Genomic DNA, 13298 nt, shown 5'->3' on the forward strand with positions numbered 1-13298 from the left:
TGGAAGTGAAAGAGACCAAGAACGCGGAGATCCGAGTGCCGGCCGAGCCATACGAGTTCACGTTCGATCCGACCAGAGTGGCTCTCCTGTGCATCGATTTCCAGCGCGACTTCGTGGAAGCCGGAGGGTTCGGTGAGTCCCTCGGCAACGACGTGTCGACCCTCCGTGGAGCGATCGCTCCGACCCGAAAAGTGCTCGACTGCTTCCGCGAGCAGGACTGGATGGTCATCCACACGCGTGAAGGCCACCGCGAAGATCTCAGCGACCTGTTCCCGTCGAAGCGGGATCGCGGGAACCCCACCCTCCGCATCGGCGATATCGGCCCGATGGGTCGACTTCTCACGCGCGGTTCGAAAGGGCACGACATCATTCCGGAGCTGTACCCGATAGAGGGCGAAGTGGTCCTCGACAAGCCCGGAAAGGGCGCGTTCTACGGCACCGACCTGGAGACGATCTTGCGAGCAGGCGGCATCACCCACCTCATCCTCACCGGAGTCACCACGGAGGTGTGCGTCCAGTCGACAGCCCGCGAGGCGAACGACCGCGGTTTCGACTGCCTCATCCTCTCCGACTGCACCGGATCGTACTTTCCCGAGTTCTACGAGTCAGCGCTCCACATGTTCAAGGCCCAGGGCGGAATCGTCGGCTGGGTCGGTACTTCGACGGACCTCCTGACGGCCGTCGATGCAGCAATCCCCGAGATTGGAGAAAGCAAATGAGTAGTACCTCCACCCAGGCCCCCGCCTCTGCACCGACGCAGATCAAGTGGTGGGTCAAGGGCGACTGGAACGGGCTCTTCGGGCTCGGAACGAACGTCCTGCTGAATGTGATCGTGCTCTCCGGCCTCTGTCTGGCCGTCGTGCACATGCCGGATGACGTCGTGTACGGTCGGGTGCTTCCCGCACTCGGCATCGCGCTTCCCCTCGGCAACATATGGTACGCGATCCTCGCCAGGCGACTTGCCCGGCGTGAGAACCGCTCGGACGTCGCGGCGCTGCCGTACGGCCCGTCGGTCCCCCACATGTTCATCGTCGTTCTCGTGGTCATGCTCCCCGTGTACATCCAGTCGAACGACCCGATCAAGGCATGGCGGGCAGGCCTTGCCTGGGCATTCATCGTCGGATGCATCATCCTGCTCGGCGCGATCTTCGGCCCGTGGATCCGCAAGTGGACGCCGCGTGCCGCGATGCTCGGTGCACTCGCCGGTATCTCGCTGACGTTCATCTCGATGAGCCCTGCCGCCCAGATGTGGGAGGCGCCCTGGATCGCCTTCGTCACCTTCGGCTTCATCCTCGTCGGATGGCTCGCATTCAAGAGGATGCCGCTCGGCATTCCGGTCGGACTCATCGCCGTCATCGCGGGGACCGTCATCGCCTGGATCGCCGTGCTTGCGGGATGGTCGAACATCCTGAAGCCGAGCGCCGTCGCGGAGTCGATCGCCACGCTCGGGCTGCATCTTCCGTTCCCGACGGGCGATGTCATCGGAGGCCTTCAGGACATCGCGCCATTGCTCGCCACCGCCATCCCCCTCGGCATCTACAACTTCACTGAGGCGATGACGAACATCGAGTCGGCCGCAGCAGCAGGCGACCGTTACTCCGCTCGCCAGATCCTGACCGCGGACGGTCTCGGCGCCATCGTCGGTTCCTTCCTCGGCTCGCCATTCCCCCCGGCCGTCTACATCGGCCACCCAGGGTGGAAGGCGGTCGGCGGTCGTATCGGCTACTCACTCGTCACGGGAATAGTGGTCGCCGTGGTGTGCTTCAGCGGCCTTGTGGGCCTGTTCCTCGGGATCTTCCCGATGCAGGCGCTCGTGCCGATCCTGCTGTACATCGGTCTCGTGATCGGTGCACAGGCGACGAGCGTGAGCGCACTTCGCTACGCACCGGCGATCATCCTCGCGATGCTGCCGAGCCTCGCACAGTGGGCATCCGGCCTGATCGACAATTCGCTCGGAGCCGCAGGCACGAACGCGGCGAAGGTCGGTTTCGACAACCTCGCCGGGAACGGCGTCATCTACCAGGGCCTGCAGTTGTTCGGGTCAGGGGCAGTCCTCGTGGGCATCCTGCTCGGCGCGATCACGGTGTTCGTGATCGACCACAAGATGTACGCCGCGGCGATCACGTCGGGAATCTGTGCCGTGCTGTCGTTCTTCGGCCTGATCAACGCGGTCGCGGTCGGCGTCAACGCATCGCCGGGGGTCTCCCTGGGCTATGCGTTCTTGGCCATCCTGTTGCTGGGCTTCGGCTGGGCCGGCAGGAACGACAAGACGGTCACGCTGCAGGATGACCTGCTGTTCGTCAACGGAACACTCATGCGCGGCCTCGGGTTGCACTCGAACCTCGACGGCGCAGAACTTGTGAAGGAGACCAGGACAGCTCCAAAGTATCGGATGCATGACATCGGCGGAGTTCACCCGGGCATGTACGAGGTGGAATCGGACGGCGTCGCCGTCGAGGGCGAGCTCTACACCCTGCCAATCGACGTGCTCCTCCACGTCATCGAAGGAGAACCGGCTGGACTGCACCGCGGTGCGGTCGAACTGGAGGACGGGAGCGTCGTTCCCGGCATCCTCTACGACGAGGATCTCGCGAAGAAGCACCCAGAGATCAAGGACGGTAGCTGGCGGAAACACACTTCCGCCTAGACGCCGTGAGGGCGGCCCCGGGGAGTTCGGGGCCGCCCTTCCGCGCTCCGGATACGATGCTTCCATGAGCGCTTTGACTCTCGTCGTCTCGATCGGCATCGCGGTCAGCGCGTTCTGCTGGATCGCATCGCTCCTGACGAAGGACACATCGTGGGTGGACCGGATCTGGTCGATCGCCCCGGTCTGCTACGTGTGGGTGTTCGCCGCCCATGCCGGCCTCGCCGACGCACGTCTCACCGTGATGGCCGTGCTCGTCACACTCTGGGGTGCACGACTGACCTTCAACTTCGCGCGCAAAGGCGGATACTCCGGCACCGAGGACTACCGTTGGGCGGTCCTGCGCGGCCGGATGCGGCCCGCTGCGTTCCAGGCGTTCAACCTTTTCTTCATCGTGATCTTCCAGAACCTGCTGCTCGTGCTCATCACACTTCCCGCACTGACGACGCTGGAGCATCCCCGGCCGTTCGGGGTTCTGGATGCGATCGTCGCCATCCTCTTCCTCCTGTTCCTGGCCGGTGAGACGATCGCAGACCAGCAGCAGTGGAACTTCCACCGGCGCAAGGCAGAGCGCGCGGCGAAGGGCGAAGCTCCCGAAGCGCAGTTCCTGACGGGCGGACTCTTCCGCGTTTCACGGCATCCGAACTTCTTCTTCGAACAGGCCCAGTGGTGGATGATCGCGGTGTTCGGCATCCTCGCGCTCGGTGGAATCCCCTGGACGGTCATCGGCGCATTCCTGCTCTCGCTGTTGTTCATCGGATCCACCTTCTTCACGGAGTCGATCACCCGATCGAAGCATCCGGAGTACGCGGAATACCAGGCGCGAGTCTCGCCGATCATTCCGTGGTTCCCCAGGGTCAGGGCCTAAACGCGCCCCGTCCACACGCCGGAACTTCCGCGGCGGTGGCTGCCCACCGGATGCGCGTCGACCATGCCGATCGCCTCCATGAGCGCATACATCGTCGTCGGCCCCACGAACACGAATCCGCGCTTTCTGAGCGCTTTGGAGAGAGCCAGCGACTCTGCCGACTGCGTGATGACGGGCTCCCCCGGACCCGGAACCGGCGTCGCGGACGGCTGGAACGACCAGATGAAGTCGACGAGGCCGACGTCCTCCCGCAGTTGGATGGTCGCCGCCGCGTTCGCGATCGTCGCCAGGATCTTGGCCCGGTTGCGCACGATGCCGGCGTCACCGAGCAGACGCTCGACGTCCTTCTCGGTGAAGGCGGCCACGGCATCCGGTTCGAACTCGGCGAACGCGATGCGGAACGCGGGCCGCTTGCGCAGGATCGTCGACCAGGAGAGGCCCGACTGGAACGCCTCCAGACTCAGTCGCTCGAACAGTCCGCGCTCGTCGCGCACCGGCATGCCCCACTCGATGTCGTAGTACTCGCGCAACATCGGATCCGAGGACGCCCAGACCGGCCTGGCCAGACCGTCGTCGCCCACCACGATCGTCACGCCGCCGCCTCCATGGCCAGAAGCGCGCGCTTCGCATCGAGTCCGCCGAGATACCCTCCGAGCGAACCATCGGAGCGCAGAACGCGGTGACAGGGCACGATGACCGGCAACGGGTTCGTGGCACACGCCGACCCCACCGCCCGTACCGCCCTGGGGCTGCCCGCCGCACTCGCGACTTCGCTGTAGCTCTCGGTATGCCCGTAGGCGATCGAGCGCAGATGATCGAGCACCGTGAGGCGGAACCCGCCAGAGAGGCTGAAGTCGAGGGGCAGGTCGAAGCTGGTCCGACGGCCGGCGAAGTATTCGTCGAGCTCCCTCGCCGCGGCGTCCAGCCGAGCCGGGGCGAGCAGGATGCGCGGACTCAGCCGCGTCGAGAGGACATCCAGGACCGCCTCGTGGTCCTCGCCCTCGAACGCCACCCGCACGATGCCCTTCTGCGTGGCGGCGAGGAGAAGCGCGCCGACGGGCGAGTCGACGGTGCGGTAGGCGACATCCAGCAGTTCGTCACGGGTTGCTGCGGCTGCGAGGGCGGTGTGCAGTTCGTCGAGGTGGTCGGAATCGACCCGGGAGAGGTCGTCGAGGATCGTGGTCATGATGTGCTCCGTTCGTGAGTGGGCCGGTAGACCATTCGAAGTGCGGCGATTCCGTCGGAGGCGGCGCGTCGCACCGACTCCACGGAGCCTCCGATGAGTTCGGCGGTAATGGCGTGGGGCATACCGCCGAGGTAGTGGTAGGCCAAGGCGAGCCGCTGCCGGTCCGGCAGCGCCGCAACGGCCGACCACAGTTCCCGGCCGTCGTCATCCGGAATGCCGATCCTGCTCTGGGCGTCCGGCAGGTCGCCGACCGGCAAAGGGGCCCGTGACCGCCCGCGAAGGACGTCGATGGCCTTGCGATGGGCGATCGTCACGAGCCATGCCCCAACGTCCGAATCCGGTCGCAGGTCCGGGTAGGCCCGGAGCGCAGCCAGGAACGTCTCAGACCACGCATCGTCCGCATCGATCGGGCCGACCACCGCTCGGCACACGCGCAACACCCGCGCACCATGCTCTGCGACGATCGACTCGAACGGTCTCATAATCGGCTAACGGCGCCCGGGCTGGAAACGTGAGGTCGCCGCGGCACGAATGTCGCCCGGCGCATCCGATCACACCTCCGAGACGAGCGTCCGCGTCGGAAAGACCTGCGGGTGCGTGGCAGCCATGTGCTCGAGGACCCGGACGACCTGGCTGCTGTACCCGTATTCGTTGTCGTACCAGACGTAGAGCACCAGGTTCGTCCCCGAGCTGATGGTCGCGAGTCCGTCGACGATTCCCGCGCGATGGGAGCCCACGAAATCCGAGGAGACGACTTCCGGCGAGTCGATGAAATCGATCTGCTGCTGCAGCGCGGAGTCGAGCGAGAGCCCGCGAAGGTAGGAGTTGACCTCCGTGACGGGTGCCTCGCGGTCGAGGTTCAGGTTCAGGATGGCCATGGACACATTGGGCGTCGGCACGCGGATGGCGTTCCCGGTGAGCTTCCCGGCGAGCTCCGGGATGGCCTTCGCGACGGCCTGGGCGGCACCGGTCTCGGTGATGACCATGTTCATGGGGGCGGATCGGCCGCGGCGGTTCCCCTTGTGGAAATTGTCGGTAAGGTTCTGGTCGTTCGTGTACGAGTGCACGGTCTCGACGTGTCCGTGGGCTATCCCGTACTTGTCCTGGATCGCCTTGAGCACCGGAACGATGGCGTTCGTGGTGCAGGATGCGGCCGAGATGATCTCATCGGCCTGGGTGACGGTGTCGTGATTGATCCCGTGCACGATGTTCTTGACGTCGCCCTTGCCCGGGGCGGTCAGCAGGACGCGGGAGACGCCCTTGCTCTTCAGGTGCTGGCCGAGGCCGTCCCTGTCGCGCCATCGACCGGTGTTGTCCACGACGATCGCGTCGTGAATCCCGTACTTCTCGTAGTCCACGGTCGACGGGTCGTCGGAATAGATGAACTGGATGAGGGTTCCGTTGGCAAGGATCGTGTTGTTCTCGAGATCCACCGTGATGGTCCCGTCGAAGGGCCCGTGGATCGAGTCGCGGCGCAACAGGCTCGCACGCTTCATGAGGTCGTCCTCAGAGCCCTTCCGCACGACGACGGCGCGCAACCGAAGGCCCTCCCCGTTTCCCGCGTGCGCGATGAGGATGCGGGCGAGCAGGCGCCCGATCCGCCCGAACCCATAGAGCACGACATCCGTTCGCGCCCCCTGTCCGGGTTCCTGGTTCACCGCGGGGGCGAGTTCGTCCCTGAGGAATGCGTCGAGCTCGCGGTCGTCGTCCCGATACCGCACGACGAGTTTGGCGAGATCGACGGATGCCGACGAAGGCGCCAGGGCGGAGAGCGCCTCGAGCATCGGGAAGGTCTCCTCGATCGGCAGGTCCGTCTCGTTGATCTTGCGCGCGAACCGATGGGCCTTGAGGATGTCCACCGGGGACTGGTTGATGAGCCGCCGACCGTAGATCGAGGTGACGACGCCGTGTTCCCGGTAGAGCTTTCCGATGAGCGGGATCATCGCCTCAGCGAGAGCCTGCCGGGAGTTCCACCTGTCGTGTTCTGTCGTGAGGTTTTGAGTCACGACCTGATTCTATCGAGCCGTCTCGAGCGGGTCGCTCACACGAAGCGGATGCTGTGCTGCAGCCTGCTTCGAACGTCGAAGACGTCCTCGATGCTGAGCCTCTGCCCTCCCAGCCCATCGCGCAGGACCATGGGCAGGAGCGAACGCCGCACGATGGCTGCGTCGTTCTTCCTGCCGATGCGGGTGATCGGCTCGGTGATGGCGTCATCGGGCACGACGACGAGCGTCGCGGTGAGGCGAACTCTCGCGGTGCGCCCCAGCGACCGAGCCGCCCTGGCCAGCGAGCGGACCGGCTGGTCGCCGGCCGGGATCCCGTCACCGACGAGCTCGCCCCGCACGAGGCGCACGTCGCTCCCCCAGTCCGCCGAACTGACGGCGAAGAGCCCTGCGGGCCCCAGGATGACATGGTCGAGGGTGCCGCGCTGTGTCGCAACAGCGCTCCAGATCGTATAACCGATACCGAGACCGGACACGGCACGTGCGGTCGACTCCTGTGCGAGGGCATCCGCGAGAAGGCGTCGGATCTCCCTGGGCGCCGACCGGACGAGTGCTTCATCGTACGGGTCTGCCAGTTCGGCCCCACGGCCGGCCCACTCCCGCATGAGGACGAGGAATCGCTCCCGTGCGTGTCCACCAGGGTGTCCATACGACCGGGCCTTGACCGCAGACCCCGAGCCGGGCGAACGCCTGGGAACCGAGGGAGCCTCGCCACCATCGTTCGAGCGCGAGACTCCCGACGACTGGTGTCCCGAGTCCCACTTCCGGCGCGACTCCGCATCGCCGATGCGCGCCCACGCCTGCTGGACGGCATTGAAGCGGGCAGGGTCGCCCGCGGTGTCCGGATGGGTCTGCCTCAGAAGCCGTCGGTACGCGCGCCGCAAGTCCGCCTGGCTGGCCTGTGCTGCGACGCCGAGGACCTCGTACGGCGTCGGCGCGGCGGGGCTGTCTGTCATCCGGAATCGGGGTTTCTGGTGGGCGGTGCGCTCGCGCGCTTCTCCCTACGACGATAACCGAATCGGCGTCGGGTCGTCAGCGGGATGCCCGCGACGCTGCTCAGTCGGACAGCACCGAGAGCACGTTGCCCGCAGGGTCGCGAAACCAGGCGATGTCGGGGCCGTAGCCTGCGGCCCTGCCCCTGGCGATGCCCTTCTCATCCGTGTTGAAGTCGGGGTCGCGATAGATCTTGGTCGTGACCCCGGCCGCATTGAGCTCGTCGACGGCAGCGTCGATGTCGGTGACGACGAAATTGAGGATCGTGAACGTGGCCAGTTCGTGATTCTCTTTCGGGTAGACGAACACCTCGTGTCCGCCGGGAAGCGTGACCTGCAGGGCACCCATCCCTCCCTCCTTGACGTCAAGACCGAGAACGCCTCCGTAAAAGGTCTTGGCCGCGGCCAGGTCGTCGACGCTGAATCCGCTGAATGCATGGACTGTCGTGAGCACTGTCTTCTCCTTTGTTCAGACCGTCACGAGCTTCTCGACGGTACGAAGGTTGCGGGTCGTGACGTGAGGCTTGTACTTCTGTTTCGCCAGGAGACCGGCGAAGGGCGTGTCGAGCGAAGAGCCTTTGGGTACGCGCCAGTAGAGCACGCCGTCTCCCAGAAGCACCGCCTCGACGCTGGATCGCGCTTCACCGGATGCCGTGAGCAGCTCGTCGAGGACGTCCTGGCTGGAGGAGAACACCACGTAGGGGTGCTCGATGTCATCCCGTCGCGCAAACGGGTAGGCGTCGGCGATCCGTCGCACCTCTTCTCTCGTCCGCAGCACGATCCAGGCGTCGTAGCCGAATGCCCGCTCGAGGACTGCCTCGATCTGCAGTTTGAGCGCCGAGAGGTCCGCTTCGGCACCGGCGAGCTCGAAGCCGACATTGCCGCTTGCGAGAACCGTTCGAACATTGCGAAACCCGGCCTCGACGAAGGCGGCGGACAGGGCAGCACTCTTCACGGTGATCCCACCGACGTTGACGCCGCGCAGCAGTGCGATGAACCGTTCGGGAGCATCCGTGGCCATTCCGCAATCCTACGGCGGCGACCTCCGCCGGGATATGGCGGAGCCTCCCGGGAACGCTAGCGGGAGGCGACGCGCACGAGCGGCTGCGGCTCGGTGATGTCGCCCCAGGTTCCACTCAGTAACGCGTCAGCCGAGGCGGTCCCGGTCTGCGCTGCAGGGCGCTCGACCGCTGAGCCGTCGAGCACTCTCCGGATGGCGAGGACGAGCGCAGTCGTCTCGACGACCGTGACCTGCCCTTCGTTGCGCACCGAGACATCCGCCACTGCAGGAAGGGCGATGTCCGTCGGACCACTCCCAGAGCCGTGCACGATGGCCGTCGGCTCCCGTTTCACCCGTTCTCCGTCGACGTCGACGAAGAGCGCGGCCTCATGTCCGCCGGATAACGCCGCCGTCGCCGTTGTCAGGATGTACACCGGATCGGCCGCACCGTCGTAGACCCAGCGCTTCCCGAGCACAGAATGCTGCATGGTGCCGATGAGGGCGGCCTCCGCCCCGTCGAGCGGCGCACCACGATAGGTCAGCGGGATCTGCATGATCGGTCCAACACCGGCGTGAATCAGGAGTGTTTCGACGCCGACCTCGCCCTCCGGGTCGTCGAACCGGAACGCCCCGACGCTGGCCGACGCGACGCCGCGTTCCCCGGCGAACCACGGTTGCCCCGGCGCCCACGAATCGATGAGTTCGGTCTTGGATGGGGTCAGTTCGGCCCGGTGCAGTAGTGCCATGATTCGAGCCTAGCCACAGCGCGCTCCACCCGCCCGGAATCAGCCGGCCAGGATCGCATCGATCTGGCCGACGGCGAGCCGCATGCCCTCCTCCATGCCCATGGCGAGCATCTTCTCGAACTCCTCCGGGTCGGTGAACTGGCCGAGGTTCGACATCCGCGTGCGTCCGTCGACGGTCTCCAGAGTGACGGTCATCGTCGTGACCATGCTCTCGCGGAGAGGCTCCCCGCTCTCGTCGGCGAATCCGTCATCGAAGACGAGGCGGTGCGGAGAGTCGATGGCGGTGAACTCCCACCAGCCGCCTGACTTCTCCCCGTCCGGTCCGCTCATGTAGTAACGGGACTGGCCGCCCACGGTGAAATCGTGACGGGTGAACGTGGCCGGCCATCCGGGAGGGCCCCACCATCGCTCCAGCTGGCGCGGGTCCTCCCAGACCTGCCAGACGCGCTCGACGGGTGCGTCGAACTCGGCGACGAATGTCATGGTCAGGGCCTCAAGGTCCTTCTCCACGGTGATGCTGGTCATACTGACTCCTTCGTTCTCAATCCTCGGCGAGGATGCTGGCGATGCCTGCCGCGCGATGGCGCCACAGTTCCTCGAACCGGTCGAGAATCAGCTGCGCCCTGCGGAGGCCGTCCGGGTTGCCGTGCACGAGTTGCTCCCTCCCCCGCCGCGCTTTCGCGACGAGCGCGGCACGCTCGAGCACTGCGACGTGCTTCTGCACTGCGGCGAAACTCATGGCGTAGCCGCTCGCGAGAGCGGACACCGATTGCTCGCTCTGCAGTACGCGGCGCACGATGTCGCGCCGAGTCGCATCCGCCAGCGCCTGGAAGATGCGATCGATATCGGTATCGCTCACCTGTTCTACAACCATTTGGTTGTACGTTAGCTGCACAGGACCTGCCTGTCAAGCCCAGGCCGCCGATGCGCGTCAGGCGGCTCAGCTCGCTGCGGGCTGGCTTTCGCGGTGCGGAAGCTTCCAGTTCGGACGCACATAGTGGCAGGTGTATCCGGCCGGGTACTTCTGCAGGTAGTCCTGGTGCTCCTCCTCGGCCTCCCAGAACGGACCGGCCGGAGTCACCTCGGTGACGACCGTTCCCGGCCACAGCCCCGAGGCATCCACGTCGGCGATCGTCTCGAGTGCGACCCGCTTCTGCTCGTCACTCAGGTAGAAGATCGCCGAGCGATAGCTCGACCCGATGTCGTTGCCCTGGCGATCCTTCGTCGACGGGTCGTGGATCTGGAAGAAGAACTCCAGGATGTCGCGGTACGAGATGGTCGAGGGGTCGAAGACGATCTCGACCGACTCGGCATGATGGCCGTGGTTGCGGTAGGTGGCATTGGGGGTCTCACCCCCTGAATACCCGACTCGCGTGGAGATCACGCCCGGGCGCTTCCGCAGAAGCTCCTGGGCGCCCCAGAAGCATCCGCCAGCCAGAATCGCGGTTTCGGTGGTCTGCGCCATGATGTTCTCTCCTTGCGTTGATTTGACACTAGGGAGAACGCCGTGCACTGCGCAACTGTTCCCGCCACCGCACGACCAACGGCGGGGAAGGCTGCACAATGGAGGTGATGAGTCTCGAGGTCGGCAGCACCACCATCGGGATCCTGGGTGCAGGGAAGGTCGGAACCGTGCTGGCGCGGCTCGCCGTCGCCGCCGGATACCGGGTACTGATCGCCGGCTCAGGGTCACCCACGAGGATCTCCCTCATCGTGGACGTCCTGAGCCCCGGCGCCGAGGCCACCACCGCGGCCGATGCCGCGGGTCGGGCGGACATCGCGATCCTCGCACTCCCCCTCGGCAAGTACCCCACCCTTCCCGTCGGCCGGCTGCGCGGCAAGATCGTCGTCGATGCCACGAACTACTGGTGGGAAGTGGACGGCATCCGCGCAGACTTCGACGACCCGCGCACGTCGACGAGCGAGATCGTCCAGTCGTTCCTGCCGGAGTCGCGCGTCGTCAAGGCACTCAACCACATGGGCTACCACGACCTCGAGGACGAAGCGAGACCGTCCGGTGAGCCCGGCCGCAAAGCGCTGGCGATCGCCGGGGACGACCCAGGGGATGTCGCGACCGTCGCCGCCCTGGTGGACGCGCTCGGATTCGATCCGGTGGTCGCCGGACCACTCGCCGAGGGCATCCGGATGGAGCCGCACACAGAGTTGTTCGGCTCGGATGTCGACGCTGCGGAGGTTCGGGCGATGCTCGATCGCTTCCCCACGTCCGCCCGTGGCATCATCGTTGCGCGGGCACGAACTGCCGATCCCTCCTAGCGGGTCACGAGCGGCAGGAACAGATCGTCGATGATCGAGACGATGCGCTCGGCGCCATGCTGCTCGGTCCGCTCTACTATCTCGATGTGCGCGGCGTCTCGACCCCCACGGCAGGCCTCATGCTCGCTCCGCAGGAATCGGAACCCTGATCAGCAGGCAGATCGCCGGCTCGCGCCTGGTCAGCGAATGAGTGTGGCTTGCCGCTCACCCGGAGTGCGTCCGCGTCGCTTCGTCACGAACAACACGAGTCCGAAGCCGATCAGAGTCAGTGCGAGCAATCCAACGGATGCGGCGTCCGTACCCGTTTCCGCGAGTACCGGCGCATAGGTGAACGCAGCAGTAGCAGTTGCTGCGTCGCCGCCATCCGACACCACAACGTCGACGGTTCCACTCGGGCCTTCTGGCGCACGAGCAACGATGGTTGTCGAATTGAGCACCGTCACCGAGGACGCCGCAACACCACCGAAGGTGACAGTTGTGGCACCGGTGAACCCACGTCCGGTGATGGTGACTTCCGCCCCGGCCGTTCCGGATGACGGTGTTACGCCAGTGATCGCGATCGGCGACGCATAGACCGTGATGCTCTTGTTGTCCCAGTTGCCTACGTACAGATTGTCGGCAACGTCCAACGCAATCGGGAACGGGCCATTGACCTGAGTCGAGCCCCCCTGAATGTTTCGGTATGGAGCAACATCGCCGTCGGCTCCCGCGGCATAGACGTTGATCGTGCTGCTGTTGTAATTGGCGACCAGCAGGTCGCCAATCGAATCGATGGCGACATCGTACGGTAGGTCCATGTCGGTGGAAGCGCCGGAAATCGTCCGGATCGGTGCAGCATCGCCGTTCGCCGCTGGGCCATAAACCGTCACAGCGAGCGAGTTGTAGTTGACAACGTAAAGCTCGCCGTCAGAGTCGACTTCCAGGCCCCAGGGAGAGTCGAGTCCGGTTGTCGCCCCGGCGATGGTGCGGATCGGGGCGACGTCGCCGCTGGCCCCCGCCGCGAACACCTTGATGGACTTGGAATATACATCGCTGACGTAGATGTTGCCGGCAGAGTCGAGCGCGATACCGCTCACGCTGATGAGTCCGGTCGCGGCACCGGCGATCGTCCGGATCGGAGCAACGTCGCCCATTGCGGTCGCGGCGAATACGAGTACGCCACCCACATTGGTATCGGTGACATAGATGAGACCAGTGCTGTCGACTGCGATCTGTTCGAGCGCCGAGATCGTCGTCGCTGGCCCCGCGATCACCCGCATCGGGGTCGCATCACCGTCCGCGCCCGGTGCGAAAATACGGATCGATGAACGGTCGGACTCGTAGATGGTGCCGCCTGGGTCGAGCGCAAGGCCCCGGATGTCGCTAAAACCGGTGTTGCCACCCGCGATGATGCGGTCCGGTGGGGTATCGGCAGCATGAGCGGCGAGCGGAACGGAAGCAAGCGCCAGAGCAGAAGCGACGGCGATAATGCCCATTCGGGCGATCTTGGCTAGGTTGGACACGGTACTCCAGTCGCACGCTTCCACCGGGTCGAGCCGCCGAGGTGGTTCACCGCTTACGGTGACAATGATTCACAGTATAGGGT

The 13298-nt window shown here is 65.4% G+C and carries 16 protein-coding genes; 4 read left to right on the forward strand and 12 right to left on the reverse strand.

Going from position 1 to position 13298, the window contains the following annotated elements; translation table 11 throughout:
* Window positions 1-5 precede the first annotated feature (5 nt).
* The 3 genes from BKA04_RS01515 (at window position 6) to BKA04_RS01525 (ending at window position 3512) form a co-directional block, all read left to right on the forward strand.
* Window positions 6-719: a cysteine hydrolase family protein gene (locus BKA04_RS01515; RefSeq protein WP_219818117.1), complete on the forward strand. Its 714-nt coding sequence runs from the start codon at window positions 6-8 to the stop codon at window positions 717-719.
* A complete protein-coding gene (locus tag BKA04_RS01520) occupies window positions 716-2647 on the forward strand; it encodes an allophanate hydrolase-related protein (protein ID WP_104094837.1) in 1932 nt (643 codons plus the stop codon). Before BKA04_RS01515 ends, BKA04_RS01520 begins: the two co-directional genes overlap by 4 nt.
* A gap of 64 nt (window positions 2648-2711) precedes the next feature.
* Window positions 2712-3512 (forward strand): DUF1295 domain-containing protein, encoded by an 801-nt coding sequence (locus BKA04_RS01525; protein WP_104094838.1) that lies wholly within the window; start codon window positions 2712-2714, stop codon window positions 3510-3512.
* Here the strand turns inward: BKA04_RS01525 and BKA04_RS01530 are convergent.
* The 11 genes from BKA04_RS01530 to msrA form a co-directional block, all read right to left on the reverse strand.
* Entirely contained in the window at window positions 3509-4105 is a 597-nt protein-coding gene (locus BKA04_RS01530; protein ID WP_269902552.1) for a DNA-3-methyladenine glycosylase I, read from the reverse strand. The genes BKA04_RS01525 and BKA04_RS01530 overlap by 4 nt on opposite strands.
* On the reverse strand, window positions 4102-4698 hold the full coding sequence (locus BKA04_RS01535; protein ID WP_104094839.1) for a methylated-DNA--[protein]-cysteine S-methyltransferase: 597 nt from the start codon (window positions 4696-4698) through the stop codon (window positions 4102-4104). Before BKA04_RS01535 ends, BKA04_RS01530 begins: the two co-directional genes overlap by 4 nt.
* Window positions 4695-5180: an RNA polymerase sigma factor gene (locus BKA04_RS01540; RefSeq protein ID WP_104094840.1), complete on the reverse strand. Its 486-nt coding sequence runs from the start codon at window positions 5178-5180 to the stop codon at window positions 4695-4697. Before BKA04_RS01540 ends, BKA04_RS01535 begins: the two co-directional genes overlap by 4 nt.
* Before the next feature lie 69 nt (window positions 5181-5249).
* Window positions 5250-6704, reverse strand: a complete 1455-nt coding sequence (locus BKA04_RS01545; protein ID WP_104094841.1) for a glyceraldehyde-3-phosphate dehydrogenase — start codon at window positions 6702-6704, stop codon at window positions 5250-5252.
* Window positions 6705-6739: 35 nt separating this feature from the next.
* Entirely contained in the window at window positions 6740-7657 is a 918-nt protein-coding gene (locus BKA04_RS01550; RefSeq protein WP_104094842.1) for a J domain-containing protein, read from the reverse strand.
* A gap of 100 nt (window positions 7658-7757) precedes the next feature.
* On the reverse strand, window positions 7758-8147 hold the full coding sequence (locus BKA04_RS01555; protein WP_104094843.1) for a VOC family protein: 390 nt from the start codon (window positions 8145-8147) through the stop codon (window positions 7758-7760).
* Window positions 8148-8162: 15 nt separating this feature from the next.
* Window positions 8163-8714 (reverse strand): DUF1697 domain-containing protein, encoded by a 552-nt coding sequence (locus tag BKA04_RS01560; protein ID WP_104094844.1) that lies wholly within the window; start codon window positions 8712-8714, stop codon window positions 8163-8165.
* Between the two features lie 56 nt (window positions 8715-8770).
* Window positions 8771-9439, reverse strand: a complete 669-nt coding sequence (locus tag BKA04_RS01565; protein ID WP_167309629.1) for a CG0192-related protein — start codon at window positions 9437-9439, stop codon at window positions 8771-8773.
* A gap of 39 nt (window positions 9440-9478) precedes the next feature.
* The gene (locus BKA04_RS01570; RefSeq protein WP_104094845.1) at window positions 9479-9964 is read right to left on the reverse strand and encodes an SRPBCC family protein; all 486 of its coding nucleotides are present in this window, start codon (window positions 9962-9964) and stop codon (window positions 9479-9481) included.
* A gap of 16 nt (window positions 9965-9980) precedes the next feature.
* Entirely contained in the window at window positions 9981-10313 is a 333-nt protein-coding gene (locus BKA04_RS01575) for an ArsR/SmtB family transcription factor (protein ID WP_104094846.1), read from the reverse strand.
* Between the two features lie 66 nt (window positions 10314-10379).
* Window positions 10380-10904 carry a peptide-methionine (S)-S-oxide reductase MsrA gene (gene msrA / locus BKA04_RS01580; protein WP_104094847.1) on the reverse strand — a complete coding sequence of 175 codons (525 nt, stop codon included), beginning with the start codon at window positions 10902-10904 and terminating at the stop codon, window positions 10380-10382.
* Between the two features lie 98 nt (window positions 10905-11002).
* Between msrA and BKA04_RS01585 the strand changes: the two genes are divergently transcribed.
* Entirely contained in the window at window positions 11003-11713 is a 711-nt protein-coding gene (locus BKA04_RS01585; RefSeq protein ID WP_198413281.1) for an NADPH-dependent F420 reductase, read from the forward strand.
* A 179-nt stretch (window positions 11714-11892) separates the two neighbouring features.
* Here BKA04_RS01585 and BKA04_RS01590 read toward each other — a convergent pair whose 3' ends face one another.
* Window positions 11893-13188, reverse strand: coding sequence for an IPT/TIG domain-containing protein (locus tag BKA04_RS01590; RefSeq protein ID WP_104094848.1), 1296 nt, complete (start codon window positions 13186-13188; stop codon window positions 11893-11895).
* Between the last annotated feature and the right edge of the window lie 110 nt (window positions 13189-13298).

Source organism: Terrimesophilobacter mesophilus (assembly GCF_014200375.1).
In the GTDB taxonomy this organism is placed as follows: Bacteria; Actinomycetota; Actinomycetes; order Actinomycetales; family Microbacteriaceae; genus Terrimesophilobacter; species Terrimesophilobacter mesophilus.